24 protein-coding genes and 1 other RNA gene are annotated in these 25,720 nt (G+C 62.3%); 3 read left to right on the top strand and 22 right to left on the bottom strand.

Going from position 1 to position 25,720, the window contains the following annotated elements; genetic code table 11:
• Nucleotides 1–5: 5 nt before the first annotated feature.
• Nucleotides 6–656 (bottom strand): thiamine diphosphokinase, encoded by a 651-nt coding sequence (locus tag FJE54_RS10140; protein WP_139652666.1) that lies wholly within the window; start codon nucleotides 654–656, stop codon nucleotides 6–8.
• Complete coding sequence (locus FJE54_RS10135) at nucleotides 656–1,222, bottom strand: GNAT family N-acetyltransferase (protein ID WP_139652665.1); 567 nt, start codon at nucleotides 1,220–1,222, stop codon at nucleotides 656–658. The genes FJE54_RS10140 and FJE54_RS10135 overlap by 1 nt, the downstream gene beginning before the upstream one ends.
• A gap of 47 nt (nucleotides 1,223–1,269) precedes the next feature.
• Here FJE54_RS10135 and rnpB point away from each other — a divergent pair.
• The 3 genes from rnpB (at nucleotide 1,270) to FJE54_RS10120 (ending at nucleotide 3,984) form a co-directional block, all read left to right on the top strand.
• Nucleotides 1,270–1,630: RNase P RNA component class A (gene rnpB, locus FJE54_RS10130), an RNA gene on the top strand.
• Between the two features lie 805 nt (nucleotides 1,631–2,435).
• On the top strand, nucleotides 2,436–3,314 hold the full coding sequence (locus FJE54_RS10125; RefSeq protein WP_139652664.1) for an RNA polymerase sigma factor: 879 nt from the start codon (nucleotides 2,436–2,438) through the stop codon (nucleotides 3,312–3,314).
• Nucleotides 3,304–3,984 (top strand): DUF2461 domain-containing protein, encoded by a 681-nt coding sequence (locus tag FJE54_RS10120; RefSeq protein ID WP_139652663.1) that lies wholly within the window; start codon nucleotides 3,304–3,306, stop codon nucleotides 3,982–3,984. The genes FJE54_RS10125 and FJE54_RS10120 overlap by 11 nt, the downstream gene beginning before the upstream one ends.
• Before the next feature lie 9 nt (nucleotides 3,985–3,993).
• Here the strand turns inward: FJE54_RS10120 and FJE54_RS10115 are convergent, their stop codons facing one another.
• The 20 genes from FJE54_RS10115 to FJE54_RS10020 all read right to left on the bottom strand — a co-directional run bounded on the left by FJE54_RS10115 (nucleotide 3,994) and on the right by FJE54_RS10020 (nucleotide 25,717).
• A complete protein-coding gene (locus FJE54_RS10115; RefSeq protein WP_255467353.1) occupies nucleotides 3,994–4,824 on the bottom strand; it encodes an ABC transporter ATP-binding protein in 831 nt (276 codons plus the stop codon).
• Nucleotides 4,811–5,827, bottom strand: a complete 1,017-nt coding sequence (locus FJE54_RS10110) for a FecCD family ABC transporter permease (RefSeq protein ID WP_139652662.1) — start codon at nucleotides 5,825–5,827, stop codon at nucleotides 4,811–4,813. Before FJE54_RS10110 ends, FJE54_RS10115 begins: the two co-directional genes overlap by 14 nt.
• 12 nt (nucleotides 5,828–5,839) lie before the next feature.
• The gene (locus tag FJE54_RS10105; RefSeq protein WP_255467351.1) at nucleotides 5,840–6,847 is read right to left on the bottom strand and encodes an ABC transporter substrate-binding protein; all 1,008 of its coding nucleotides are present in this window, start codon (nucleotides 6,845–6,847) and stop codon (nucleotides 5,840–5,842) included.
• Nucleotides 6,848–6,989: 142 nt separating this feature from the next.
• Complete coding sequence (gene nirJ2 / locus FJE54_RS10100; RefSeq protein WP_139652661.1) at nucleotides 6,990–7,991, bottom strand: putative heme d1 biosynthesis radical SAM protein NirJ2; 1,002 nt, start codon at nucleotides 7,989–7,991, stop codon at nucleotides 6,990–6,992.
• A gap of 99 nt (nucleotides 7,992–8,090) precedes the next feature.
• Nucleotides 8,091–8,894, bottom strand: coding sequence for a MerR family transcriptional regulator (locus FJE54_RS10095; RefSeq protein ID WP_139652660.1), 804 nt, complete (start codon nucleotides 8,892–8,894; stop codon nucleotides 8,091–8,093).
• Between the two features lie 1,203 nt (nucleotides 8,895–10,097).
• The gene (locus tag FJE54_RS10090; protein WP_139652659.1) at nucleotides 10,098–10,877 is read right to left on the bottom strand and encodes a DivIVA domain-containing protein; all 780 of its coding nucleotides are present in this window, start codon (nucleotides 10,875–10,877) and stop codon (nucleotides 10,098–10,100) included.
• A 44-nt stretch (nucleotides 10,878–10,921) separates the two neighbouring features.
• Nucleotides 10,922–11,182: a YggT family protein gene (locus FJE54_RS10085; RefSeq protein WP_139652658.1), complete on the bottom strand. Its 261-nt coding sequence runs from the start codon at nucleotides 11,180–11,182 to the stop codon at nucleotides 10,922–10,924.
• On the bottom strand, nucleotides 11,176–12,015 hold the full coding sequence (gene proC, locus FJE54_RS10080) for a pyrroline-5-carboxylate reductase (protein WP_139652657.1): 840 nt from the start codon (nucleotides 12,013–12,015) through the stop codon (nucleotides 11,176–11,178). The genes FJE54_RS10085 and proC overlap by 7 nt, the downstream gene beginning before the upstream one ends.
• Nucleotides 12,016–12,870, bottom strand: a complete 855-nt coding sequence (locus FJE54_RS10075) for a cell division protein SepF (protein ID WP_255467349.1) — start codon at nucleotides 12,868–12,870, stop codon at nucleotides 12,016–12,018. It lies immediately after the preceding gene.
• Between the two features lie 107 nt (nucleotides 12,871–12,977).
• Nucleotides 12,978–13,670, bottom strand: a complete 693-nt coding sequence (locus FJE54_RS10070; protein WP_139652655.1) for a YggS family pyridoxal phosphate-dependent enzyme — start codon at nucleotides 13,668–13,670, stop codon at nucleotides 12,978–12,980.
• Nucleotides 13,671–13,674: 4 nt separating this feature from the next.
• Complete coding sequence (locus FJE54_RS10065; protein WP_139652654.1) at nucleotides 13,675–14,508, bottom strand: purine nucleoside phosphorylase YfiH/LACC1 family protein; 834 nt, start codon at nucleotides 14,506–14,508, stop codon at nucleotides 13,675–13,677.
• 23 nt (nucleotides 14,509–14,531) lie between these two features.
• A complete protein-coding gene (gene ftsZ, locus FJE54_RS10060) occupies nucleotides 14,532–15,656 on the bottom strand; it encodes a cell division protein FtsZ (protein ID WP_139652653.1) in 1,125 nt (374 codons plus the stop codon).
• 197 nt (nucleotides 15,657–15,853) lie between these two features.
• On the bottom strand, nucleotides 15,854–16,891 hold the full coding sequence (locus FJE54_RS10055; protein ID WP_139652652.1) for a cell division protein FtsQ/DivIB: 1,038 nt from the start codon (nucleotides 16,889–16,891) through the stop codon (nucleotides 15,854–15,856).
• A complete protein-coding gene (gene murB, locus FJE54_RS10050; protein ID WP_139652651.1) occupies nucleotides 16,845–17,771 on the bottom strand; it encodes a UDP-N-acetylmuramate dehydrogenase in 927 nt (308 codons plus the stop codon). The genes FJE54_RS10055 and murB overlap by 47 nt, the downstream gene beginning before the upstream one ends.
• A 10-nt stretch (nucleotides 17,772–17,781) precedes the next feature.
• On the bottom strand, nucleotides 17,782–19,206 hold the full coding sequence (gene murC, locus FJE54_RS10045) for a UDP-N-acetylmuramate--L-alanine ligase (protein WP_139652650.1): 1,425 nt from the start codon (nucleotides 19,204–19,206) through the stop codon (nucleotides 17,782–17,784).
• 93 nt (nucleotides 19,207–19,299) lie between these two features.
• Nucleotides 19,300–20,391, bottom strand: a complete 1,092-nt coding sequence (murG, locus tag FJE54_RS10040; protein WP_139652649.1) for an undecaprenyldiphospho-muramoylpentapeptide beta-N-acetylglucosaminyltransferase — start codon at nucleotides 20,389–20,391, stop codon at nucleotides 19,300–19,302.
• A gap of 3 nt (nucleotides 20,392–20,394) precedes the next feature.
• Nucleotides 20,395–21,750, bottom strand: coding sequence for an FtsW/RodA/SpoVE family cell cycle protein (locus tag FJE54_RS10035; RefSeq protein WP_139652648.1), 1,356 nt, complete (start codon nucleotides 21,748–21,750; stop codon nucleotides 20,395–20,397).
• Between the two features lie 4 nt (nucleotides 21,751–21,754).
• Nucleotides 21,755–23,236 (bottom strand): UDP-N-acetylmuramoyl-L-alanine--D-glutamate ligase, encoded by a 1,482-nt coding sequence (gene murD / locus FJE54_RS10030; RefSeq protein WP_139652647.1) that lies wholly within the window; start codon nucleotides 23,234–23,236, stop codon nucleotides 21,755–21,757.
• Nucleotides 23,236–24,282 (bottom strand): phospho-N-acetylmuramoyl-pentapeptide-transferase, encoded by a 1,047-nt coding sequence (gene mraY / locus FJE54_RS10025; protein ID WP_139652646.1) that lies wholly within the window; start codon nucleotides 24,280–24,282, stop codon nucleotides 23,236–23,238. The genes murD and mraY overlap by 1 nt, the downstream gene beginning before the upstream one ends.
• Before the next feature lies 1 nt (nucleotide 24,283).
• Nucleotides 24,284–25,717 (bottom strand): UDP-N-acetylmuramoyl-tripeptide--D-alanyl-D-alanine ligase, encoded by a 1,434-nt coding sequence (locus FJE54_RS10020; protein ID WP_139652645.1) that lies wholly within the window; start codon nucleotides 25,715–25,717, stop codon nucleotides 24,284–24,286.
• Between the last annotated feature and the right edge of the window lie 3 nt (nucleotides 25,718–25,720).

Below are 25,720 nucleotides of genomic sequence, written 5' to 3'. Positions count from 1 at the left end.
TGGCCTCACACAGTGGAGCGCATCGAATTCCACGCGTGCAGGGGGAAGAACACGAGCAGCGTGCCCTCTTCGATAGCAACCTTCACCGGTTTTCCGATGAACTCGTTCGATACGCCGAGCGGTTCATCGTTGACGAGCACCGCCTTATCGAGCGGGTATTCGAGCCCGATCTCATCGACACCGCGCACGGTATCAGAAACAGCGAACGCCGAGAGCGTGCCCGCTTCCACCGCATCGAATTCGAGGGCGTTGTACGCTCCCCCCTCAAGGGCGCACACGGCAAACGTATCCCCCACCGCAAACGCGCGCAAGCCGCGACGAGCGAACCGCGCGAGCAGCTGCAGCGTGCCGTAGGTGTGGTCGAGCCGCCCCGAGAGGCAGCCGTATACAACAAGGGTATCGAACCCGAGTTCGGCGGCGCGCTGCATCGCGAGCTCGATGTCGCTTGCATCCTTATGCGACGGATGCGTTTCGATACGGGGATGATCAGGCACATACCCGAGCGAGTCGAAATCGCCCACGACGAGATCGGGTTCGACTTTAATCTTCTCAAGATGGGCATAGCCCGCATCGACAGCGATCACCGCGTCGAAGCGCTGCGCCGAAAAGTGCTCGGCGTTGAACTCGACCGCCCCCACGAGCGCGCAGGCGCCCATTAGTGCGCCTCCCGAGCGAGCGCTTCGGCGCTTCCAGCAAAGGGCTCCCCGGGAAGCGTATCGGCGCAGGTGGCAAAGGCCTCCCCCGCGAGCGCGTCGAGCGCGGCGCCCGAAAGCCGATGATGCACCCATTCGTCCATACGCTCGGCGCCGATGCGCTCGTAAAACGCAAGGCTCGGCTCGTTCCAGTCGAGACACGCCCAATCGAGGCGCACCCACCCGCGCTCTTTGCAGATGCCGGCAAGGTGCGCCATAAGCGCCCTGCCCGTGCCTGCCCCGCGATACGCCTCGTCGAGGTAGAGATCCTCAAGGTACATCCCGCCCGTACCCGTCCACGTCGAGAAGTTCTGGAAGAACACCGCTATCCCGACGATACCTTTATCAGGCGCTTCGACCACAACCGTTTCCGCCGCCCGCTTCTCGAACATCCAGGTTCTCAGAATCTCCGGCGTGGCCTTCACCTCGTCTTCGGCGTGCTCGTAGGCGGCGAGCCTGCGGATCATCTCGAGGATGCCTTCGATATCGTCAACGGTTGCAAATCGGAAGCGCAAAGCGGTGCTGTTCATGTGTTCCTGCCTTCGTTCTCATCGATGATTTGGTAGAATACCATACCTGAGTGGGCCAGACGATCGCGCACCTGGTGTGAGGAAAGTCCGGGCTCCCAAGGGCAAGATGCCAGCTAACGGCTGGGCGGGGCGACCCGACGGATCAGTGCCACAGAAAAGAAGACTCCCCCGCGAAAACGCGCTTCGGCGCGCGGAGGCGGGAGAAAAGCTGAAACGGTGCGGTAAGAGCGCACCAGCGCGTCGGCAACGGCGCGGCTTGGTAAACCCCATCTGGAGCAAGCGCAAATAGGAACGCGATACGGCTGCCCTTCCGTGCGTTCGGGTTGCGTGCTTAAGGCGCATGGCGACAGGCGTCTCAGATAAATGATCGTCCAACGACAGAACCCGGCTTATCGGCCCACTCAGGTTCTTTTCCCGGTACGGCTTCTCGTGCCAGTCTCGTGGCGTCAGCCTCCGACATGAACTCCCGACGCCGATTTTCCGTAACCTACCCCTGGTTCCACCTTCATGGCGTCACTCCCCGGAAATACTGGCATCGACCTTCTGGAGCCAACCCCGAGCTTCGCTGTTAAACCAGAATCGTCATGCGCCCGCTCGGAGCACTGATGCGCCAGATGGCCGTCAGGTGCCATGCCAGTCGCGCCAGTATTGAGCGGCGGAGCCCCCGAAAGCCCAAAAATCGCCGCTGTGAAGAGCTTCGTAATGTATTACCGATGCAAGCAGACTTCTTGGAAACGATAACCCCTGTTCACCGGCTCGTCGGTTCCTCGGCACATGCGACGGCCTTCCGCTTACGCGTCCCGTCGACGCTTTGAGGCCCGCCGAACGCTTCACGACGGCGATTTTTGGGCTTTGTGCAGCCTTCCGCCGCCAAATCACCATCCGCGTACGCCACGCCTCCCGCCGCCCACCCGCCGATGCGGCCTCCGAGCGCGCCAGCGGGGATCGCGCTTCTCGGCGGGCGTCCTCTGTCCAGCCCGCGCCTCCCGGAGGGCTACCGTACCCCACCCGATGCTCTCGGCGATCCATCGTGTCCATCAGATGTTCCTGTCAGGCTACCGCCTGCCCCCGATGAGCCTTCGGTGAAATTTCCTGATATTCTGTGTCACAGAAAGCGCGAGCGCCCGTCTAATTACCTGTAACGAAAAATCCGCATGGCGCGTCCGATGCGACAGAAGGAGCGGGCATGCACGTCCGCAAGAAAGGCAGGCACATGACACCGACTAAACTGACACCCGAGGAGCAGGCATCGCTGGTCGACCAGGCGATCGCCGGGGATCAAACCGCGCTCGAAGCGCTGCTCGAAAGCGTAAACGACCTCGTGTTCAACCTCTCGCTCCGCTTTCTCGGCACCATCTGCGACGCGGAGGACGCCACGCAGGAAATCGCTGTGAAGATCATGACGCACCTCTCGACCTTCCGAAAAGAAAGCGCATTTTCCACCTGGGTGTACCGCATCGCCGTAAACCACTTGAAGGACTGCCGCACGCACCAATTCGCACACGCGCCGTTCAGCTTCGAGATGTACGGGGCCGACATCTGCGACAAGCGCGCGCTCGAGGTGCCCGATCTCACCGAAGGCGTCGATACGAGCCTGCTTGCACGCGAACTCAAGCTCTCATGCACCAACGTCATGCTCCAGTGCCTCGATGCTGACGCCCGCTGCGCCTATGTGCTCGGGACGATGTTCAAGGCGAACAGCTCAACCGCCGCCGACATCCTCGGCATCACGCCCGAGGCGTATCGCCAGCGGCTTTCGCGCGCCCGAAAAACGGTTGCCGAGTTCCTCGCAGCCTACTGCCAGCACGGCGGCTCCGACGCCTGCTCGTGCGAGCGCCGCGTGAACTTCGCCATCGCTACACACCGCCTCACCCCGAACAACCTCGAGTACACGGCGCTCACCGAAGCCGAATCCGCCGAAGACGCGTTCATCGACGCCATGGACGAGCTCGACGGATACGCGTGTTTGTTCGACGAGCTGCCGGCGTACCGCTCGACGCCTCGCACCAAAAAGCTCCTTGCCGCCTGCATGAAAACGCAGAGTTTCGGCACCGTGGTCAACACGGGCAAGGAGGTGGCTTATGTCGACTGAGAACATCCTCGCCTTCCTCTCCGATGTGCGAGACAACAACAGTCTCGAATGGATGCACGCCCACGAACCTCAGAAGAAACAGGCGCAAGCAGACTTTCTTGACTTTGTGCAGGCGTGCATCGACGACCTCTCCGCACTCGATCCTTCGCTCGCGCACCTCGAAGCGAAGGACCTCGTGTTTCGCATCAACCGCGACACGCGGTTCAGCCAAAACAAGGCCCCGTACAACCCGGTGTTTCGAGCGCACATCTCGCAGGCAGGGCGCATGCCCATTCCCGTCGGGTACTTCATCAGCATCGCACCCGGCAGCTCGTTTGCAGGCGGCGGCCTGTTCGCACCTAACTTCAAGGACGCGACGAAGATGGTGCGCAACGCTATCGCCGAGCAGCCTGAAGCATTTCTCGCCATCGTCGAGGACGATGCGTTCAAACGGCGCTTCTCGTTCGTCGGCATGCCGCTCAAACGCGTGCCGCAGGGCTTCGATGCGGAAAACCCCGCCGCCGAGTACCTCAAATGCAAGTGCTGGGCTGTCGAGGAAGCCGTACCCGACGACGTAGTTGCAGACGGCGATGCTCTTCGCGCGCGGTTGCTCGAGAGCTTTCGCGCCATGCGCCCGTTCAACGAGTTCCTGAACCGTGCACTCGAGGGATTCGAATTCCCGAAACGGTGAAACCCGGTTCTACGACGGATACAGACTGTACGACCTTCCGTGCTCGCAGGCGACGGAATGGATGTGCACGCCGAAGGCATGCTCGATCGCGCCCGATTCCAGCACGGCCTCGACCGATCCCGAAAACGTGCGTCGGCCCCGCTCCATAACCATAAGCTCATCGGAGTAGCGCAGCGCCAAATCGAGGTCGTGGATAACCATGACGACGGTTTTTCCCATTTCGGCATTGAGGCGGCGCACGAGCTCCATGGTCTCGTGGCAGGCCCCGATATCCAGATACGTAGTCGGCTCGTCGAGCACGATGATGCCGGTATCCTGAGCGAGCGTCATGGCGATGAACGCCCGCTGACGCTCGCCGCCCGAAAGCCTGCGCAGATCATGGTTGCGAAAGCGCTCGACGCCCGCAAGCTCCATTGCGCGCTCCACGTGTTCGCGGTCCTCGTCGCCGAGTCTGCCGCTGTGCGCCTGGTAGGGGTAGCGTCCGCATGCGACGAGCGCTTCGACGCTCATGGCTGGAGGCCTCGAAGCCTGCGCGAGCACAGCAACTTTGCGCGCCCGTTCCTTACCGCCCATCGAAAGCGTGGGTACGCCGCCGATGAGCACACGCCCGCGCGATGGGCAGTTGATCCCATCGACGAGCTTCACGAGCGTCGATTTGCCGCATCCGTTCGGGCCAACGATGCTCGTGATCGCACCCGACGAGAATGCGGCCGACAATCCTTCGATGAACGGCTCCTTACCGTAGGAGAAAGAAACATCGTCAATGACTATCGCTTCGCACGCCCCCACTTCGGCGAAGCACGAAGGCCCGCAGGCAGCGTCTTTCCTAATCGCCTCCACCGATGCCTCCTTTGCGGTTCTTGAGGATGAGGTAGATGAAGAACGGCCCGCCCACAAACGCCATGAGAATGCCCACCGGCACCTCGTAGGGCGCAAACAGCACCCGCGCGCACATATCGCACAACACCACGAACGCCGCGCCCATGGCCGCCGAAAGCGGCAGAACGATCCGATTGTCGTGGCCCACGAAGAATCGGATGAGATGCGGCACGATGAGCCCGACGAATCCGAGCAGTCCGGCGAAGCTCACCGCCGCACCCGCAAGCACGGCAGCGAGCCCGAGCATCCCGAGGCGCACCGCGCCTACGTTCATCCCGAGCGAATGGGCCGTCTGGTCTCCGAGCGCCATGATATTGAGTTTTCCCGAAGTCAGGAATGCGAGCACGAGTCCGCAGGCGATGTAGCAGGCGGGCCACACGATGTCTTTCACGAGCACACCCGACAACCCGCCCACGAGAAACGTCGCCGAGCCCACGTACGCATCGGGGTTCACGATGAGAATCGTATTCATACCCGCGCCAAACACCGAGGTGATGGCGATGCCGGCAAGCACCACCGTCAACCGCGAGGTGTTCGCCCCGAGCGAGATGCCGAATATGATGAGCGCGGTCACGAGCGCTCCGGCGAACGCGGCCAGCGGCGGAAGCCACAGCATCCCCGGGAAGAACGAGGCCGCGAGCAATACCGCGAGCCCCGCTCCCGAGTTGATTCCGATGATGTTAGGGCTTGCGAGCGGATTGTCGAGCACCGCCTGGATGATCGCACCCGATACCGCAAGCGCCGCGCCCGAGAGGAGCGCCGCGAGCACGCGGGGCAACCGCACGTTCACGAGGATGCTCTTCGCCGCATCGCTTACCTCGCCCCCGGTGGCCCAGGCGACAAGATCGCCGAGGCTCACCGACGAGGCGCCGACGAGGAAGGCGCACACAGTGAGCGCGATCAAGCAGACAACCGTGATCGAGACGGTAAGCCGTATGGCTCGCTTAGTCGGAGTGCCCTTCATCTCGTCGCAATCCTACTGGTACAGATATTCGTAGAGCGTCTGGTAGCTTTCCGCCCAGTTGTTGTTAGGCTTGTACTGGAACAGATTCGGTGAGAGCATATGGTAGCGGCCGTTCTCGACGGCACTGAGCGTCGACCATGCGGGATTCTGCTCGGTCTGTTCTTGCAGGGCCTTTTCGGCTGCGGCTTCGTCGTTGCCCATGGGCACTACAAGGATGACATCCGGATTGAGCTCGATCACCGATTCGAAACTGAAATCCTTGAGCAGGCTCTGGTTTTCGTCAGCGAGGTTCTTGCCGCCAAGTTCGGAGAGCATGATGCCGGTCATGGTGGAGGAATTCTGCACGCGCGTACCGCCCGAGTACGTGGTCATGAGAAGCACGCTCGGGGCCTCCCCCTCGGGCACCGATGCCTTGACTGCTTCGACCTTGTCGGCCGCAGCTTGGCCGTTTTCCTCGTACAGATCGTCGCGACCGGTGATGTCGCAGCAGGTGCGCAGCATGCGCAGGTAATCCTCGAACGTCGTCACGTTGAAGTAGGCCACAGCGATGCCCGAAGCCTCGAGGCTCTCTTTGAGGTCGACCTGGCTCGCCATGCCGTCCCTACCGGTCGAGGCACCCGTCATGATCACGAAATCAGGCTCGAGCGCGATGATCGATTCGAGGTTGAGCGTCGAGAAATCGCCGACCTTCGCCACATCGGGCGAGGCGATCTCGTAGCTTGTGAACGCATCGTCGGAAGCACCTACGAGCGTACCGCCCGCAAGCTCCCACGTATTCGCGAAGCTGCCCATGCAGGCAACGACGCGCTCGGGATTATCGACCGTAACCTCGTTGCCGAGATCGTCGGTGAAGGTGTACGCAGCAGGGGCGGCAGGGGCGTTGTCCTGGGTCTCGCCAGCAGCATCGGCGGCCTCAGTCCCTTGCGAGCAGCCGACAAGGGCGAGTGCGCCGAGACACAGGGCAAACGCCGCCGCCATACCTGCGAGGAGCAGCTTGAAGGTTCGTTTCGATGTTTCCATGGGTATCTTCTCCTTGTTCTCGATGGGTGTTTCCGTTGCTTGCGGCACGTCGAACGCCGTATGCGGTCCACGTGAAGGCGCTTCGGGCGCAAGCCCGAAAACCTTGGACGCCAAGCGCCTCGCCGCTTCGTCGCGCGATGCTCTACGAGGCGGCATCAAGCTTCTGCCCGTGGGCGCAATACTCGTCCTGGGCCATGATGTCGCCGTCGTGGTAGTAGGCCGCGCGCGCCCTGCACCCGCCGCAACCCTGTTTGTAATCGCAGGTTCCGCACGCGCCGCTGTACTCTTCGGTGCGAAGGCGCTCGAACACGGGGCTCGACTTCCATATCTCATCGAAAGGCGTCTCGCGCACATCGCCTGCTTCTTCGGTCATATACGCGCAGGGCCGCACGATGCCCTCCGAGCCGATCACGCAGTACGTGAGCCCAGCCAAACAGCCTCGCGAGAAGCGAGTTTCCACGCCGAGCTGCTGCGCTACGCGCGTAAATTGCGGAGCGCATGTGGGCTTCACATCGATCGCCACTTCGTCCGATTTGAGCATGATGTCCTTGAGCAGCGCTTCGTTCTCAAGCACCTCGAGGCCGGTTTCTTGGATGTAGACGCCACGGCCCACGGGAATGAGGAAGAAGATGTAGTGCGCGATGGCTCCGATATCCTGCGCGAAATCGGTGATGGCGCACACCTCGTCGCGGTTCCAGTCGACCACGGTCGTATGCAGCTGAAACGGCAGGCCGACTTTCTTGCATGCCTCGATGCCCGCCATGGTGAGATCGTAGGCATCGGCCAGGCCCCTGAACTTGTCGTGCTTCGCCGGATCGAGGCTGTCCACGCTGATGCCCATGGCCATAGCGCCGCACTCCTTGAGCCGCCGGGCGATATCTTCGGTGATGAGCGTACCGTTCGTACCGAACACCGGGCGAAGTCCGGCGTGCGCCGCATGCGCCACGAGATCGAAGATGTCAGGACGCAAAAGAGGCTCGCCGCCCGAGAAGATCATGATCTTGAACCCGGCACGCGCGATCTCGTCGATCATCTTCATGCCCTCTTCGGTGGTCAGCTCGCGCTCCTGCTGTTCCTCGGCATCCTGGTAGCAATGGACGCATTTGAGGTTGCATTGGTTTGTGGTCATCCATGACACGATCATGCGTTGCCTTTCTCTCGTTGTATTCGGTTGATCGAAGGGGCACAGGCCGCACAACACCGCCCGCCGCATGCTCGGCAGGTGCATCGCGAAGCCGTCCGGTTAGCTGCTCGAATCCCCCATGTCTTTCTGATAAGCCGCCACCACCGCATCGAGATGATCGCAGACCGATTGGCGCAGCTCGTCGAAGGAGCCGTCATCGCCGTGGCCGTGGTGCCCGTGATGGCCGTGTCCGTGGCCGTGCGGTGCGATGTTCTCCATGAGGATGAAGTTCTGATCGGCCGAAAGCGTCTGCTGCGACTGGTCGAGCTCGAGGTAGCGCCTTGCGAGGTCGCGGTTGCCCGGGCTATCGTAAGGTTCGCCCGCAGTCATGAGCCGAATGGTATCGGCGATGAGCTCGTGCCACTTGGATACCGATTGGCCGCGCAGCGCCTTGTCCTCTTCGTTCGCCTCGGTGAGACCGCTCTCGTTGATGCAGGTGAGCCTCCAGAAAAACTGGCTGTCGTCCTGGCCGTTCTCGATGGTTTCGGCCATTCCCTTCCAATCGACCGCACCGGGCTCGTTGGATGCCTCGAGCAGAGCGCGCATCGTCGTAAGGCGCTTGAACAGGCGCTGGAAATCTTCTTCAATACCGTCCATCTTCTCATCAGCAAGGGCATGAAACGTCGATGAGTCGCGGAAAAAACCTGCATCGGATTTGATCTCCGAAAGGGAAAGTCCCACGTATTTCAGAGTCAGAATACGGTACAGATCTTGTACGTTCTCTTCGGTATACAAGCGCTGATTCTGCGGGCCCTTCGCCGATGGCGAAAGCAGACCCTGTTGGTCGTAGTATTGGATCGTGCGTACGGTAACCCCCACGCGGCGCGCAAGCTCTCCTACCGTCAGATATTCCGGATCGGTCATCTGTTCTCCTACTGGCAGCGGACGCCCGCGTCCGCCTCGAAATCTCGTCTATGGAACCGGTCGTGCGACCTCGGACAGCACTGAACGATACGTGATGACGTTACGTCGCCGTCAACTGCTTTTCTTGGCATTCAAAATTATCGTACAAAACAATAGCGCAAAACCCATGCAACCATGGGGATAAACCCCAAGCGGAGCCACAAGCACCGCGCAGGGCTCCAATGAGCGCCGTTGGGAGAAGAGTGCGGTGCTGGGGCGAAGTACAACCGATCGGCGTGCGCCCAACTGGCGCTCAAGCGCCGGATGCCGTCGTGCACCGTGCGGGCCGTAATCGGTCCGACGGCGGGAGCTTGCACGCGGGAGGGCCTCGTTCTGGCCAATTGTCTCGGCTGTCCCACAAAAAAAGCCGCAGAAAGCCCAGCGTGCAGCCCACGGCTTTGCTTCGAAATCCATACGTCCAGGTCAAGAAGGTGCGTGCTTTCGGGCGCTTGGGTTGCGGCGGGAGAAACGTGGGACAGCCGAGACAATTGGCCAGAAATGGTCCGTTTCGCGTGCAAGCAGAGTTCGCGGATGCTAGTCGCTCGCGCCAAAATCGTCCCAAATGGATGATTTCTGGCGCGACTTCGCGCGCCGTTTTGGCCGTCTCGAAAAGCTGTGGTCATCGTGCCTGTTCGGGACCTCGGCGAAACAGATGCCGCCGATTATTCTCGTCAAAGATAATCCATTTGGACGTTTTTTGGCACACGCGAGCGCGGCTCGCCGTCAAGCCTACCCAGGCATACGCCTGCCCGGAACTCAGAGCACGGCATCGAGCCCTTGCATGCGCAGGGCCGATCGAGCGGCAACCACCCGAACGTACCAGGCAACGCCGGTTTACGTATGGAAGCAACACGATGCGCTTCGGAAACGTTATCTCAGCTGAGTTCGCCGCACCCAGCCGGTGCCATCATCGAAGGCAATTTTGCAGGAAAGCGGATCAGGGGTTGGCGGACCGTAGGCGAGCGGATCGCGGGTTGGCGGACCGCAGGGTGTGCGGACCTTGGATTGACGGATCGCGGTTGGCGCCGCAAGGCGACGCAAAAGGTCCGCATGTTTTCAGATCTGCGGACCCGGCACAACGCAAAAAAGCTCCGCGGATCGTCAGACCCGCGGAGCAACAGAGCGTCAACGGAGCCGCAAGCCTCTAGGCCTGCGGCTCCGTAGCTAGTCGATTTCTTCGAACTCGAAGCCGTCGTCGGCATCGCCGAATCCCGAAAGGTCCTTCTCGACCTTCGACGGGCGCGGCGTAGTGGGCACGACAACCGAAGATGAGCTTGCGGAGGGCGTGGTGTACGCCGCTGCCGCCGCGGTCGTGTCTTTGCGGATGGGAGCCTGCGCCTTCGACGCGGGGCGCGCCGCCGATTTGGCATGGGCGCTGGCAACGGGAGCCGGTGCGGGACCGCCGATCTCGACGAGCTTCTTGCTCGCGGACTCGATGAAGTCCTTCAAGAGGTCCTGATACTCGCCGCGCACATCCTCGCGATCTTCCTCGAGTTCCTTGATGGCGTCCATGATCCTCTGCTTCTCGCCGTTGGCCTTATCGAGGATGCGCTCGGCTTCCTCTTCGGCGTCGGCGCGCGTCTGGGCGGCCTCGGCGTTGGCGGTTGCGATGATCTCGTCGCCGGAGCGCTGCGCGATGATAAGCGCCTGGGCGATCGCGTTGCCGTCGGCCTTGCGCTCTTCGAGCTGGCGCTCGAGTTCGGCGATGCGCGCATCCTTCTCGGCAAGCTCTTCGCTCGACGCACCCGAAGCAGCGCGGGCCGGACGGTCGAAGCCGCCGAACTTGTTATCGTCAAGCTCGCCTTGCAAATGGTCGATGAGCGCATTCATATCATCGAGTTCGTTTGCGACATGCTCAAGGAAAACGTCGACTTCATCGACATCGTAGCCTTTGCGGTCGATAGAGAAGCTCTGATTCTGTATATCAGCCGAAGTCATACCCATTGCGATTTCCCTTCACTTTGTCCTTGCGAACACATGGTACTGCACTATAAGAACATCAAGATCAAACGTAATCCAAATTGTAATACAAGCAGGGCTATTATGGGGCTTATGTCCACCATACCTCCAAGGGGAGGGATAAATTTCCTGAAAAGGTTCAGGTACGGATCGCAGATTTTCGCGAGCACGTTATCGATGTCGGCGATGATGCCCCGCTTGTTCGGTATCCACGACATGAGCACGTACACGAAGATGATCATGGTGTACACGTCGACAAGCGACGAAAGCAGGTACTTGAAGCTCAGCATGCACCTAACTCCTTAGATCGTTGTACGGCGGCGCGAACGCCCGCCTCGTATGCGCGGGAAAGGCCCGCTTCGTCCATTGCTGCGAGCGCCGCAAGCGTCGAGCCGCCAGGGCTGCACACCGAAACGCGCACCTGTTCGGGCGTTTGGCCCGTTGCGCGCAGAAGCTCGGCCGTGCCCCATACGGTCTGGATAGCGAGCGCTTCGGAAAGCTCGGCGGAAAGGCCCTCGTTAACCCCTGCCGAAACAAGCGCTTCGATCATGGCGGCTACGTATGCGGGGCCCGATCCCGACAGGGCGCCTGTGGCGTCCATGGCGCCCTCGTCGACGACAAACGCGGCCCCGAGGCAGGCGAACAGCTCCCGAACCAAATCCACATCGCCGTCGGTCGCGCTCGGCGATCCGCATACGCTCGTCGCCCCTGCGCCCACGAGCAAAGGCGTGTTCGGCATCGTGCGCACAAGGCGCGCATCCATGGGCAGCGCGGCTTGAAGCCTCTCGGTCGTCATGCCTGCGGCTATGGAGACGAACAAACATCCGCGATAGGCGGGCACAGCGGCGATCGTTTCGAGCATGCCCATCATCACCTGCGGCTTGACGGCTAAAACGACGATATCCGCAGCCCGTATCTCACACGCCTGCGCAACCGTGCTCACCCCGTAGGCTCGCTCGAGGTACTCGCGCCGTGGCATGCCAGGATTCGCAACCGTGAAGTTCACCGCCGAAAGCGCGTCGGCGGGCGCTTGTGCAGAGGCGATCCAGCCACCCATGATGGCCTCGCCCATCTTTCCGCCGCCGATAAGCGCGATGCGGGTCGATTCGGAAACCGATATCATCTAAAGCACGCCTTGGTTGCGCAAGCCCGAAAGCTCGTCGGCGGTAAGCGCGCTGCCGCGCAGGATCACGAACACCTTGTCGGCGATGCATTCGACGCTCGCATCGAGGGCGCTCGAAACGCCGAACGAGAAATCGAGGATGCGCTTAGCCAGATGATCGGGCGTATTGCGCAGCGAGAGCACGACGACGTCGCCCGCTTTCACGATCTTGGCAACGCGCTCCACCTCGCCGTAGCTTGCGGGCTTGAGCACCGTGAGCGACCGGGTGGGGTTATGCGTTGCCGTACCGGTTCCGGCGTACGCCTCGTACGGATCGTACGACGAGGACGACCCGGCCGAACCCGATGCGGTCGAAGTCGAAGCCGAGGTCGAGGTGAACAGCGAATTGAGGCCCTCCGACCTCGCTTCGGCAGCATGCTGCGCACCGTTGGGCAGATCGCTCGTCTCGGTGCTGCGCAGATAGTCTGCCGCACGCTCGACCTGGCGCGACCCGAAGCTGGAACGGTATCCCGAGCCAGGGGAATACGAAGACGAACCCGCGGCATACGACGTCGATGCCGAGCTCGCATGCCGAGGTGGAAGCGGATCGCGCTTCAAGCTGTCGGGAATCTGCGTGTTCGCCCGCACGTCGTCGATCGAGACGAGATTGGGCGACGAGGAGCTGTACCCCCCGGAGCGCGACGAGCGCGAGCCGCGATCGCTGTACGCGTACTCGTCGTCGTAGCTTTCGCCATACTCCCCGTATTCCTCTTCGTAGCCTTCGCCGTACTCGTCGGCGTATTCGTCATAGTACCCGTCATCGGCTGCGGCATTCGCATCGCCGAACCCGAGTTTGCTTTTTATCCCGTCGAACATACCTTTATCCGACTTCCCTATCCGTGGCAGTTCCATCGTAATCACCTGCTTCGTTTCGGCCGGGCGCTGCGTATGCCCGACGCTTAGCTGCTATTGCGACATGCCGCTCATTCGAAGGCATCATCGAAAACTGCGCGTCCAATTCGGACTATGGTAGCGCCCGCGGCTATGCCCTCGCGCCAGTCTTCGCTCATTCCCATAGAAAGATCATGCATGAACCGGTCGTCCTCGCACGACGAGTGCTCCGCCTTGAGCTCGTCGCGCAACGTGTGTAAAAGCTCGAAGCACGCCCTTGCACCGGCGAGATCGCCCTGAGGGGCCATCGTCATGAGCCCGCGCACGCGCACGTTGGCAAGCCCCAGGCAATGCTCGACAAGCAAGGCCGCCTCGTCAGGCGCGCGCCCGCTCTTGCTCGCCTCGCCCGAAACGTTCACCTCGATAAGCACGTCTTGCACCTTGCCTGCCGCACGCGCCGCCGCGTCGATCTTGTCGGCGTGGCGCTCTTCGAACAGCGAATGCACGAGATCGGCGTGCGCCACGATATCGCCGATTCTGCGCGACTGGATGTTTCCGATGAAGTGCCATGTCGCGCCTGCGTGCAAGGGCGCTTTCTCAAGTAGACCGTCGGGCCTGTTCTCGCCGAAGTTCCGCGCACCGGCAGCGAAGGCCTCGGACACCTCGTCGGCGCCGACGGTCTTCGACACCGCAACGAGCGCTACCTCGTGCGGATCCCTGCCCGCCTGCATGCAGGCTTTCGCTATCTCTTCTTCCAGGCGCCTGTAGCGCGTTTCGATGCTCATATCCTCACCTCTGTCGATACGCAAACGCGCCGTGGCGTCCGGCGACACCGTTTTGGGCGCGATGCGAGAAATACCGTTCGTTTCCGCATACCGTGCACTGCCCCGCATCGGCCACCCGCACGACACCGACGCGCTTAAGATCGGTACGCAGGGCGCACGCGAGATCAACGTGGCGCTCGTCGGGAGTACATGCTTCGCCGAACTTCTCGAGAAAGCGTGCGCGCACCTCGTCGCCCGTCTCAAAGCATTCGGCGCAAATATGCGGACCTAGGTAGGCGTTCATCAAAGCCGCGGTCGAACCGAACCCGTCGCGCTCGTCGAGCCGGGCTAAAAGACTCGCCGTCTTTGCCGCAATGCCATGCACCGCACCCCTCCAGCCCGCGTGGGCAACGGCGAAGCGCCCGCTTGGAGACACGATGATGACCGGGACGCAATCGGCGAAGCACAGAAGCGCCGCCACGTTTGTCGCTTCGACGACAAGGGCGTCGGCACCCGCGTTCGCCGCGGTACGTGCACGCTCGACATCAGCCGCCTTCTCGCCGTCTGCGACGACGATATGCGTGCCGTGCACCTGCAAGGGAACGATCATGCGCTCGGGCGCGACCCGGAACGCTTCGGCTACGATCGCACGATTGCGCTCGACGCATGTGACATCGTCGTTCACGTGAGCGCCCAGGTTAAGCGATTCGAAAGGCCCCGCGCTCACGCCGCCCATGCGGTCGGTGAAGGCAATGCGCACGCCAAGACACGCGTACAGATCATCGTCGGTCAGCGCCGAAACCGACGCAAAACGACCCTTGGACAGATGCGGCAACGGCAGCTCAAGGGTCGCTTTCATAGTGGGGTAACCCGGATATTCGGTTAACGCTGGCGCTTCAGGAAGTCGGGAATGTAATCCTCGTCTGCGAAGCGGCCGTTCGGGCTGTTCGAGAAGTTGACGGACGGCGCTGGCTGCGGCGCCGGTTCGGGCGAAGACTGCGCGGTAGAAGCAAACAGATCCTTGCGCGAGAAGTCCATCGACGACTGGGATGCACCTTGTTTGAACCCGGTGGCGATGACGGTGATACGCACCTCGTCGCCGAGCGTCTCGTCGATGATCTGGCCGTAGATGATGTTCGCGCTCTCATCGGCACACGACTCGACGGTACGAGCCGCCTCGTCGACTTCGGTGAGCGTAAGATCGGGGCCGCCGGCAATGGAGAACAGCACGCGGGAAGCGCCCGAGATCGAAGATTCGAGCAGCTTGGAATTCGTGGCCTGCTGGGCGGCGTCGAGCGCACGGCTCTCGCCCGAGGAGCGGCCGATGCCCATGAGCGCGGTGCCCGCATCCTTCATGACCGTGCGGATGTCCGCGAAGTCGAGGTTGATGAGGCCCGGAATGGTGATGAGGTCGGTGACGCCCTGAATGCCTTGGCGCAGCGTATCGTCGGCGATACGGAACGCGTCGAGCATGGTGGTCTTCTTCTCGACGATCTCGAGCAGACGGTCGTTCGGGATGACGATGAGCGTATCGACTTTCTGGGACAGAAGATCGATACCCTGCTCGGCCTGGTTGCGGCGCAGACGGCCTTCGAAAGAAAAGGGCTTCGTTACGATGCCCACGGTGAGCGCGCCGATTTCCTCGCGCGCGATTTCAGCTACGATGGGAGCGGCTCCCGTGCCCGTTCCGCCGCCTTCGCCTGCGGTGACGAACACCATGTCGGCTTCGGCGAGCGCTTCGCGGATCTCTGCCCGGCTTTCCTCGGCTGCCTGGCATCCCACTTCGGGGTTCGCGCCGGCACCGAGACCGCGGGTGAGCTCTTCGCCGATATGGATCGTCTTATCGGCGTCGGACATGAGCAAAGCCTGGCGGTCGGTGTTAACGGCGATGAGCTCAACGCCCTTAATGCCAGCCTCGACCATGCGATTGACTGCATTCGTGCCGCCGCCACCAACGCCTACGACCTTGATGACCGCCAAATGCTCGGGACCTGTTATGTTTGGCATCCTGTACTCCCCACATATGCTGCGTTTTCAAATGCTGCGTTTTCCTGCGTATACGTACGTTTTACAACGTGGCGCTATTGTACACGATGACAGTGCAATTGCAAATTACAGCACGGTGAAACAACAGATACGTCAAAAAACGGTAATCAGTCACACGACAACATGAACGCGCAGGTTACAGCTGCGCAACGCCGCGCCTACAGCGAGCGCCACGTGGGACGGTCGACCACGCGCACGTTGATGTAAGAGATCGTTCCCGGGTTCTCTTCCATGAGCTTCAAGATGACGCGCTCTTTCGTGCGGATCTCCTCGGTCGTACCCGCTTCGCCGAACGCGATCTCGATGCCGTTTTCGAGCGTGAGCACCGTCGATGCGGTCTCGGTCGCCTTCACCGATTTCACCTGATCGGCCAGATCGGTCGTGAGTCCGTTCACGATGTCGAGGGCGTTCACGACGTTCGCATCGGTGCAATGCGCCCCCACCTCGGGCGACACCCCAAGCGGCACGTCGGAGATGTGGAGCACCTCGGCCGCATCTTCGTACACGTTCTGGCTGATGGTCTTCGATGCCTCGGAGCCCGCCTCGGGAATGGCCATGAGCCACGTGCCATCCGATGCGATCGCCCAATCCTCGGTGTTCTGAGCGCTGTCAACCGGTACGCTCACCACCGCTGCGATGGTGCGCTCTGTTATCGCGAGCTCGAGCGTATCGGGGAACACGCGGTTGACCGACGCCTCCTTCACCCATGCGTCGCGCAGAAGCCGCTGCTGGATGCCCCCGGCATCGACGCGCAGAAGTGTGGTACCGGCGGGCACCGAGGCAAGTTCGGTCATCTCGGTGGCCGTCAGGTGCTCAACGCCCGTCACCTGCACGTTCGTGATCGTGAAAAGGTTCGAGTTGTACACCGTGACGCCACCGACGAAAAGCGCGCCGATAAGCGCGATTACGGCGACCACGCGGATGATGTAGCGGCGGTACGTCCTCTGCGCCCGCTGGGCGCGCTCGGCCTGGCCGATATCGCCGATGCGCACCGACGTGACCTGACGGCCGCTTGCGGGCGCGCCATAGCCTTTTCCTTGACGCGACCTGCCCGCCGAACGGTTCGGTGCCGGTTGGCTTCGCTGCGGGCGCGACTGATTTCGGCCGTTCGGATACGACCGGGCGCTGCCGCTTCGGGCTGCGGGCTTCCTACGCGAACCCGAGGAAGCGGACTTCCGGTTGTAATTCGATGCCATACGCCTCTTTCACCTTGGTACGTGCGAGCTCGATGAGCTCCCTCACATCGCGCGCCGTCGCATTGTCGACGTTCACGATGAAGTTTGCATGCATGTCCGATATCTGCGCGCCGCCGATGCGCGTGCCCTTGAGCCCGACGCCGTCGATCAGCGCGCCAGCCGAGTTCCCTTCCGGGTTTTTGAAAACGCTGCCGCACGAGGCGACGTTGAGCGGCTGGGACTTCTTGCGCTTGGTGAGCGCCGCTTCCATTTTCCCACGGATGAACGAAGGCAGCGCGCTCTGCACGAGAAGTTCGCATTCGAGCACGATCTCGTCGGCAGGCAGCGAACACGAGCGGTAGCCCCACGCGATATCGGCACCCGCATAACGCTTGAGTCCCTGCTTCGGGGCCATCGTCGTCACCGACGCGATGCGCCCGCCGATCCACTCGTCGGCCGAACCAGCGTTCATGCGAACCGCACCGCCGACGGTGCCCGGCGTGCCCACCGCGAACTCGAGTCCCGCAAGGCCTCGCTTGAATGCATCCTGCACGACCGAGGAAAGCGGAACGCCTGCGCCGACCGAAAACGAGGAACGCTCCTCGTCGAAGCGGCACGTCTTGAAGTCGCGACCGAGCGAAATCACCACGCCGTCGAACCCGTCGTCCGATACGAGCAGGTTGCTTCCCTTGCCTACGGCGATCCACGCCACGTTGCTTTCCTCGCAGGTGCGCACGAGCTGAGAGAGCGCGCTCAGCGACGAAGCGCACACGAAAAAACGCGCCGGGCCGCCGATGCGGTACGTCGTATGGCGCGCCATCGGCTCGTTGGGGTAGATGTCGCCGTCGAAGGAATCGTCGACGAGCAGCGCCTCGAGGGCGGAGGTGTGGCGGGCCGTCATCGCATCCGCCTCATCGGTCGCATCCCGATACGCGCACCGTAGCCTCGAGAGCCGATGCAAGCTGAGGGCCGATGGCGGTCACATCGCCCGCCCCCATGGTGAGCACCAGATCCCCCGGAGCCACCTTCGATGCAAGGTAGGGAACAACCTCGATGCGACGGGGCACGTACGCGGCGTCGGGATGGCCTGCATGGTCGAGCACGACATCGAGAAACGTCTTGCCCGACACGCCGGGAACGGGTGTCTCGCCTGCGGGGTACACGTCCATGAACGTGACGGTATCGGCATCGTCGAACGCGGAACCGAATTCGTCTTTGAGCACTTCGGTGAACAGTGGCACGCGTGAATAACGGTGCGGCTGGAACAGCACGTGAACGCGCTTGAAGTCGAGCGCCTTGGCCGCTTGGATCGTCGCGGCGATTTCGGTGGGATGGTGCGCGTAGTCGTCGACGACCGTCACACCCGCAGCGCTGCCGACCAGATCGAACCTGCGTCTCACGCCCGAGAATTCCGCGAGCGCGCGCGCAGCCTCGTCGACGGGCAGGCCGAGCACCCAGGCAAGGCCGAGCACGCCCGCCCCGTTGAGCACGTTGTGCTTGCCGGGGTTTTGCTTGATATGGGCGCGCACGGACGTGTTATCGGGAAACACAACCGTGAAATCGCTCCCGATGCCGCACGGCTCGTACTCGGCGATGCGTATGTCACACCCCTCGGAAAACCCGTAGGTGTACACGGTGCGGCCCGTCTCGCGGGCAACCCGTACAAGTTCGGCGTCCTCGCCGCACGCCACGCATGCGCTTTCCTCGGGTATCGATCCGATGAACTGGCCGAACAGGCCGTATATCTCCTCGATGCCGCTGTAATGGTCGAGATGGTCGGCTTCGATGTTGGTGACGAGCACGGCGTGCGGATCGAGGTAGGTGAACGATTTGTCGCTCTCGTCGGCCTCGACCACGTAGTACGCGCCCTGCCCCGAGTGGGCGTTCGTGCCGTATGCGCGCACGATGCCGCCGATGAGGAAGCTCGGATCGGCACCCATTGCATCGAGCGTGCTCGCGAGCATCGACGAGGTGGTGGTCTTGCCGTGCGTGCCCGCAACGGCAAGCGTTTTCTTGCCGACGCCGAGCGCCGCGAGCATCTTCGCGCGATGCCAGATGGGAAGCTTGCGCTCTTTGGCCGCTTTGAGCTCGGGGTTGTTATCGAGTATGGCGGTCGATACGACCACGACGTCGGGATCGCTCGCAGGAAGGTTCTCGGCGCTGTGCCCGATGTGCACGGCTACCCCCGCATCCTTGAGCTGTTTGGTATAGCGGCTCTCCTTCAGATCCGAGCCGCTCACGACCATGCCCTGATCGTGGGCAACGCGCGCGATGCCGCTCATGCCGACTCCGCCGATGCCGATGAAGTGGACTGTCTCGATGCGCTTCTCTGTCATAGTCGCTTACGGGTTCCTTTCGTCTGTGCACTCGCGCAGAAGCGCACCTGCAAGGCCGCGTCTGCCGTTGGCATTGTATCGCTCGCAGGGCTTCTAAACCGCCGCTATCACAACATCTGCCAATCTCGATGCCGCATCCTTCGTCTTGAATTGCTTCGACGCCTCGCGCATGCGTTCGCGCACCGCCTCGTCTTCGATCATGGAGAACAGAAGCGTCGCAAACCCGTCGCCCTCGACCTCGTCGTCGGAAACCAGATACGCTGCACCGCCCGCAACGTAGGCCTGGGCGTTTTTGGTCTGATGGTCTTCGGTGGCGAACGGGAACGGAACGAGCAGAGATGGCAGATGGAGCGCCGATATCTCGGCGAGCGACGTCGCGCCCGCGCGCGACACCACCGCATCGCTCGCAGCAAGCGTCTCGCCCATGCGATCCTGATACCCGAACACAAGCCAGCGCTTCTTCTCCTCTTCCGAAAGCGCAAGCGCATCCTCGACCGCTTCGAGCTCTTTAGGGCCCGTTACGTGCACCACGTACAGGTTCTCGACGTCGAGCAACTTTTCCTTGAGCGCGACCACCGCGCTGTTGAGGTGACGCGCGCCCAAGCTTCCGCCGAACACGAGCAGCATGAGCGCATCGTCGGGCACGCCGAGCATCTCCCGGCCGGCAGCGCGCGAGGCAGCAAGCACCGATGAGCGCACGGGGTTTCCGGTCACGACGATCTTCGACGCATCTTCGACGGCGCTACCCGCCACCTCGTAGGTGAGCGCAACTGTTTTCGCGTGCTTGGCGAGGTACTTGTTCGCCATGCCCATAACCGAATTCTGCTCGTGCACGACCACGGGAATGCCCATGATCTCGGCAGCGCGTCCCACGGGAATGGAAACGTAGCCCCCGAAACCCACAACCACATCGGGCTTCACATCAAAAAACCAACGCTTGGCGTCGCGCGTGCTTTTGAGGATTTTGCGTACGGCGGAAAGGATGCTCGCCGGTCGGCTGCGATCGAACCCGGCCGCCTCGAACGCAGTGAACGGAATGTTCGCTTCGCGCACAAGGCGAGCTTCGACACCCTGAGGCGTTCCCGCGAAGAGCACGGTGTGGCCGCGCTCCTGAAGCACCTCCGCCACGGCGAGCGCTGGATTGATATGCCCGGCGGTTCCCCCGCCCGATAATACGATGACCATGGCCTACCTCCTCGACCTGCTGTTCGACGAACCCGACCTGCTGCGCGATCCCGTTTGCCCCGATCCGCGCCGAGGTACCGCTCCCTGGCCTCGGGATGAGCCTCTCGACGGCGAAGGTGCGCTCGGGGACGTCGAACGCACCACGCGCAGATCGTCTCGCCTGCGCTCGTACACGCTCGGCACGTCGGAATGCTGCGAGACCGACAGGATCAAGCCCACCATGAACAAGCACGCGACAAGCGACGAGCCGCCCGACGATATGAACGGAAGGGGCTTTCCCGTGGTGGGCAAGAGTCCGAGCACGCACCCGATGTTGAGAAACGCTTGGAACACGACCATAATCGTGATGGAGCCTGCGATCATAGTACCGAAATTGTCGGGAGCCGCCTGCGCGATGCGAATGCCCGCATACAGGAACAGCAGAAAGAGCGCGATGACCGCAGCCGCACCGATAAGTCCCAGCTCCTCGCCGATGATCGAGAAGATGAAGTCGGTTTCCGCTTCGGGCAGATACAGGAACTTCTCGCGCGAGTTGCCGAGTCCGACTCCGAACAGGCCGCCCTCCGAAAACGCATAGAACGAGTGGATGAGCTGGTAGCCGTTGCCGAAGCCCCCTTCGCCGTCGTCCCACGGGTTCAAGAACACGAAACGATCCTGCCGATAGCCCACCATCGAGGCGAGCGCCGCAAACGCGAGGCCGCCGATCACGAGCAAAAGGATCGTGCGCAACGGCACCTCCCCAACCCAGAGCACGGTGAGAATGCCGACGAAGCAGATGATAGTCGTGCCAAGATCGGATTGGGTGCGGTAGATAATGAAAAGCGGCACGACGATAAGAAGGGCCACCTGCACGAACAGGTTTCTCACATCGAGTTCGCCGTTGCGGAAATCGAACAGAATGCGCGCCATCATGAGCACGAACACGATCTTGGCGAATTCGGAGGGCTGAATGCGCACGGGCCCGATGATGAGCCATCGCTGCGCGCCGAGCCCGACGGTGCCCATCACCGCGGTAAGCAGCAAAAGCAGCACCGCAAGAATCCATGCGGCCCACAGAAGCTTGCCCATCCACACGTGGTACGGAATGAACTTCCAGATGAAAACGGCGCCCACGCAGCCGAATACCGCAAAGCCGAGCTGCCTTACCAGAAAGGAGGCAGGTGAATCGCCTTCGCTGATAGCCTCGATCGACCCGGCGGAATACACCATCACGAGCCCGATGAGCAGCAGCGCGAACACGGACAAGAGCAGAAGGATGCGCGGCCCCTGGATATGGGAGGGCACCGAACCGGCCGATCGCGATTGGGGGGCGGGCTGGTTTGAGTAAGTTTGCGGTGTGTTTCGAGCCCTGCGCGCCATGGTTCTAATCAGCGCCTTTCTGCATGGCCCGCTTTCGCACGAGATCTTTGAAGACCCGGCCCCGATGCTCGAACGACGTGAACTCGTCGAACGAAGCGCACGCCGGAGAGAGCACGATCACATCGCCGGGCACCGCCTCCGCGAGCGCCGCATCGAGCGCGCCTTCGAGTGCGGGGGCCCTCAGAACCTGGATGCTCGCCTGAGAAAACGCCTCAGCGAACCGCGGCCCCGCCGCGCCGAAGCACACGACCGCTTTGCAGTGCCGCTCGGCCGCCGCCACCAGCTCGGAAAGCTCGGTGCCTTTGTCATCGCCGCCGAGAAGCACGATGGGCCGCACGGCACCGAACGCATCGAGCGCATGGAGCGTCGCATCGACGTTCGTCGCCTTCGAATCGTTGTACACCGCAACACCACCGACGGTTCCGCACGGCTCGATGCGGTGCTCGAGGGGCGCAAACGTGCGCAGGCCTTCGCACACGTCCTCGTCGGATACGCCGAGTGCGAGCGCGGCGCTTGCCGCTGCGAGGGCGTTCGACACGTTGTGGCCGCCTTTGACGAGCAGCTCGTCTGCCCGAACGAGCCGGTGGGCTCGGCCTTGCAGCTCGACCACCAGCACATCGGCGTCGAGATACGCGGCATTCTCGCTGCCGCACACCTCGCGCATGTTCGCGCGAAGGCCCGCCTTCGCGCCGAGGGGAACATAAGCGATCGCATCCGCCTTTCCTGCACGGGCCTTGAACTCGCGCACCTTCGCGCGCACAATCTCGTCAGTCGCGTCGAGCACGGCGAGCGCACCTTCGCACGAGGCGAGGTTCTCAAGCACCTTGAACTTCGCATCGCGGTAATTCTCGAACGTACGGTGCCAGCTTACGTGGTCGGGCGTGATGTTGAGCACAACCGCTACGTCGGGCGCGAAACGCGTTGTCGAAGCAAGTTGGTAAGAGGACGTTTCGGCAACGTAGATATCCGCGCCCTTTCCGCCCACCGCCTCAAGGCAGGTATCGCCTATGTTGCCCACGGCCGCCGCATCGATTCCCGCGCTTTTCAGGATATGGGCGATCAGCGCCGTCGTGGTGGTCTTCCCGTTGGTTCCGGTTACGGCGACCCAGCGCGAAGCGGCCGCGCTCTCGCGCCAGGCGAACTCGACCTCGCTTGCGATCTCGGTGCTCGCAGCTGCTGCCGATCGGTAGAAATCGGAGAACTGCGAGATGCCGGGCGAGACGATGCAGAGATCGTAGCGCTCTTCGATCGTGCGGTGGTCGAAGAGCACGCGCGCGCCGCTTATCTCGGCCTGCGCCGCAAACGCACGGGCATCGGCGGTCTCGTCGCCCGCGGCCACGGTCACGCTTTCAACGCGGTCGCCGATGAGCGCGCACAGATACGACGTTGCCGCCTTGCCGCTTTTTCCGAGCCCTAAAACAAGCACGCGCCCGAGCTGCTTCGGGGCGTACTTCTTGGTGGAATCCCTTGACGCGCTTGCACCCACTAGAGCACCCCCACAAGCGACTGGGCGAAGTAGATCGAGAAGCCGGTTGCGGCGAGCACGCCCGAGATGATCCAGAACCGCACGACCACCTTGGTCTCGCTCCACCCCTTCTTCTCGAAATGATGATGGAGCGGTGCCATGAGGAAGAACCGCTTCTTCGTCTTTTTGTAGTAGAACACCTGGATCATAACCGAAACGGCTTCGGCCACAAACAGCCCGCCGATGATGAGTGAAATGAACTCGGTCTTTGTCACGACGGCCAAGCAGCCGAGCGCCATGCCGAGCGCAAGCGAGCCGGTATCGCCCATGAAGATGTCGGCTGGATGGGAGTTGAACCAGAGAAAGCCGATGCACGCCCCGGCGAGCGCCGCCGCGAAGATGGCAGGTTCGAGCAGATCGGAGCGGTAGGCGATGGCGGCCATGACGATCATGACGATCATGACGGTGCCCGAAGCGAGCCCGTCGAGTCCGTCGGTGAGGTTCACCGCGTTGCACATGCCCACGAGGAGGATGTTCACGAAGATGAGGTAGAGCCAGGGAATCGCAATGCCGTCGCCCACGGGGATGACCGTGGTGAGTATGCCGAAGTCGAACGTGTAGATGAACGGGATCTCGACCGTCGGCTCGATGCCGAGCAGATTCACCGCGACGAGGCAGAAGGCAGAAGCGATGGCGAACTGGCCGATAAGCTTCGCTTTCGGCGTGAGGCCGAGCGAGCGCTCCTTGACCACTTTCGACGCATCGTCGATGAGCCCGAGCACGCCCGTGAGCACGGTCGCGCCCAAGAGCACGTAGGTTTCGGGCGTCGGCTTGCCCACGAGCACGGCCGCTGCGATGACGGCCACGAGCATGATGACGCCGCCCATGGTAGGCGTTCCCTGCTTGACAAGATGGCTTTCGGGTCCGTCGGCCCTCACCTGCTGGCCGATGTGGCTCGACTTCAGAAAGCGGATCCACACGGGCATGAGAACGATGGTCACCACGATGGCGAGCACGATCGCCAAGAACACGAGAAACGTCGGATATTGCGCGAATATAGAAAACATGTCAGTTCACAAGCCCCCCGACAACGCGCTCGAGCCCCATGAAGTGCGATGCCTTGACCAGCACCGCGTCCCCCGCCTCGAGCAGGTTGTCCAATTCCCCGAGCGCTCCGGGAACGGAATCGGTTTCCAATACGGTATCTGCATCCATGCCGGCTTCGCGAGCCGCGCGGGCGATGTGGCCAGCAAGCTCGCCTACGCACAGAAGGTAGTCGAGGTGCGCTGCCGCAGCCGCACGACCGATGCCCTCGTGGCATGCCACGGCGTACTCGCCAAGCTCGCCCATATCGCCGAGCACCGCGACCCGCCTTCCCGAAACGGCAAGCGACGAGAACATCGCAAGCGATGCGCGCATGGAGTCGGGGTTGGCGTTGTACGCGTCGTCGATGACGGTGAATCCGCCGCGCGCCCGGATGACGTGCTGACGGCCCGCCTCGGGCTGGGCCTGTTCGAGCGCACGCGCGATGGCCGAAGCCCCCATGCCGAACTTGGCTGCCACCGCCGCAGCAGCACAGGCGTTCTGCACGTTGTGAAGACCCCGCAAGGAAAGCGCGCACGGCGCCTCTTCTCCCGCTACGTGCAGGGTGAAGCGCGGACGGCCCTCGTCGTCGAGCGCAACGTCGGTCGCATAGGCATCGGCCGCTGCATCCGCACCGTCGGCAGAGCCGTCGTAGAGCCATACCTGAAGCGCGCGCTCCTTCGTTTTCGCAACCTCGCAGATATACGGCGTGAACTCGTCGCTCGCGTTCAGAAACGCCGCACCGGTGCCGTTCGGGAGCGCCTCTACGAGCTCGGCTTTCGCACGAGCGATATTCTCGCGGCTGCCGAGAAGCTCGATGTGGCTTTCGCCCACGTTGGTGATGAGCCCCATGCCAGGCTTCACGAAATCGCAGAGCGCTGCGATCTGACCTCGGCCCCGCATGCCCATCTCTACGACGATGACCTCGGTTTCGGGATCGGCGGAAAGAAGCGTTTTGGGTACGCCGAGCTCGTTGTTTTGGTTGCCCGCAGTCGCAACGACCGTAAACGAAGCCGCCAAAACGTCGCGTACGAGGTTTTTGGTAGTGGTTTTGCCCGTCGAACCCGTGAGCGCGACGATGTGGCCGCGCAAGAAGCCGCGCCACGCACGCGCCAGATCGGTCACGGCCGCATGCGTGCTGCTGACCTCGATGATAGCCGCGCCCATCTCGCGTGCGAGCAGGCAAGTCGCCTCGTCGGGACGCTCCTGCACGAGCGCGACGGCAGCCCCGGATCGAAGCGCCGCGCCTACGTAGGCATGGCCGTCGGTCCGCTCTCCGGGCAGTGCGACGTACAGATCGCCCCGCTCGATCTCGCGCGAATCCCACGTTATGCCGCACGCGAGCAAGCTCCTATCGATCGGCTCGACGATAAACGAGCCGCCGGTGTATTCTGCAATCTGCTTCGAATTCAACCGCATGGG

Source organism: Raoultibacter phocaeensis (assembly GCF_901411515.1).
In the GTDB taxonomy this organism is placed as follows: Bacteria; Actinomycetota; Coriobacteriia; order Coriobacteriales; family Eggerthellaceae; genus Raoultibacter; species Raoultibacter phocaeensis.
The sequence above is the reverse complement of the archived record's forward strand: the minus strand, read 5'-3'. Positions and strand labels throughout refer to the sequence as shown.

Bases quoted from the DNA above. Each gene is read 5' to 3' on its own strand.
- FJE54_RS10140 (WP_139652666.1), bottom strand. From the start codon at position 656: ATGGGCGCCTGCGCGCTCGTGGGGGCGGTCGAGTTCAACGCCGAGCAC.
- FJE54_RS10135 (WP_139652665.1), bottom strand. From the start codon at position 1,222: ATGAACAGCACCGCTTTGCGCTTCCGATTTGCAACCGTTGACGATATC.
- FJE54_RS10125 (WP_139652664.1), top strand. From the start codon at position 2,436: ATGACACCGACTAAACTGACACCCGAGGAGCAGGCATCGCTGGTCGAC.
- FJE54_RS10120 (WP_139652663.1), top strand. From the start codon at position 3,304: ATGTCGACTGAGAACATCCTCGCCTTCCTCTCCGATGTGCGAGACAAC.
- FJE54_RS10110 (WP_139652662.1), bottom strand. From the start codon at position 5,827: ATGAAGGGCACTCCGACTAAGCGAGCCATACGGCTTACCGTCTCGATC.
- FJE54_RS10105 (WP_255467351.1), bottom strand. From the start codon at position 6,847: ATGGAAACATCGAAACGAACCTTCAAGCTGCTCCTCGCAGGTATGGCG.
- nirJ2 (WP_139652661.1), bottom strand. From the start codon at position 7,991: ATGATCGTGTCATGGATGACCACAAACCAATGCAACCTCAAATGCGTC.
- FJE54_RS10095 (WP_139652660.1), bottom strand. From the start codon at position 8,894: ATGACCGATCCGGAATATCTGACGGTAGGAGAGCTTGCGCGCCGCGTG.
- FJE54_RS10090 (WP_139652659.1), bottom strand. From the start codon at position 10,877: ATGGGTATGACTTCGGCTGATATACAGAATCAGAGCTTCTCTATCGAC.
- FJE54_RS10085 (WP_139652658.1), bottom strand. From the start codon at position 11,182: ATGCTGAGCTTCAAGTACCTGCTTTCGTCGCTTGTCGACGTGTACACC.
- proC (WP_139652657.1), bottom strand. From the start codon at position 12,015: ATGATATCGGTTTCCGAATCGACCCGCATCGCGCTTATCGGCGGCGGA.
- FJE54_RS10075 (WP_255467349.1), bottom strand. From the start codon at position 12,870: ATGTTCGACGGGATAAAAAGCAAACTCGGGTTCGGCGATGCGAATGCC.
- FJE54_RS10070 (WP_139652655.1), bottom strand. From the start codon at position 13,670: ATGAGCATCGAAACGCGCTACAGGCGCCTGGAAGAAGAGATAGCGAAA.
- FJE54_RS10065 (WP_139652654.1), bottom strand. From the start codon at position 14,508: ATGAAAGCGACCCTTGAGCTGCCGTTGCCGCATCTGTCCAAGGGTCGT.
- ftsZ (WP_139652653.1), bottom strand. From the start codon at position 15,656: ATGCCAAACATAACAGGTCCCGAGCATTTGGCGGTCATCAAGGTCGTA.
- FJE54_RS10055 (WP_139652652.1), bottom strand. From the start codon at position 16,891: ATGGCATCGAATTACAACCGGAAGTCCGCTTCCTCGGGTTCGCGTAGG.
- murB (WP_139652651.1), bottom strand. From the start codon at position 17,771: ATGACGGCCCGCCACACCTCCGCCCTCGAGGCGCTGCTCGTCGACGAT.
- murC (WP_139652650.1), bottom strand. From the start codon at position 19,206: ATGACAGAGAAGCGCATCGAGACAGTCCACTTCATCGGCATCGGCGGA.
- murG (WP_139652649.1), bottom strand. From the start codon at position 20,391: ATGGTCATCGTATTATCGGGCGGGGGAACCGCCGGGCATATCAATCCA.
- FJE54_RS10035 (WP_139652648.1), bottom strand. From the start codon at position 21,750: ATGGCGCGCAGGGCTCGAAACACACCGCAAACTTACTCAAACCAGCCC.
- mraY (WP_139652646.1), bottom strand. From the start codon at position 24,282: ATGTTTTCTATATTCGCGCAATATCCGACGTTTCTCGTGTTCTTGGCG.
- FJE54_RS10020 (WP_139652645.1), bottom strand. From the start codon at position 25,717: ATGCGGTTGAATTCGAAGCAGATTGCAGAATACACCGGCGGCTCGTTT.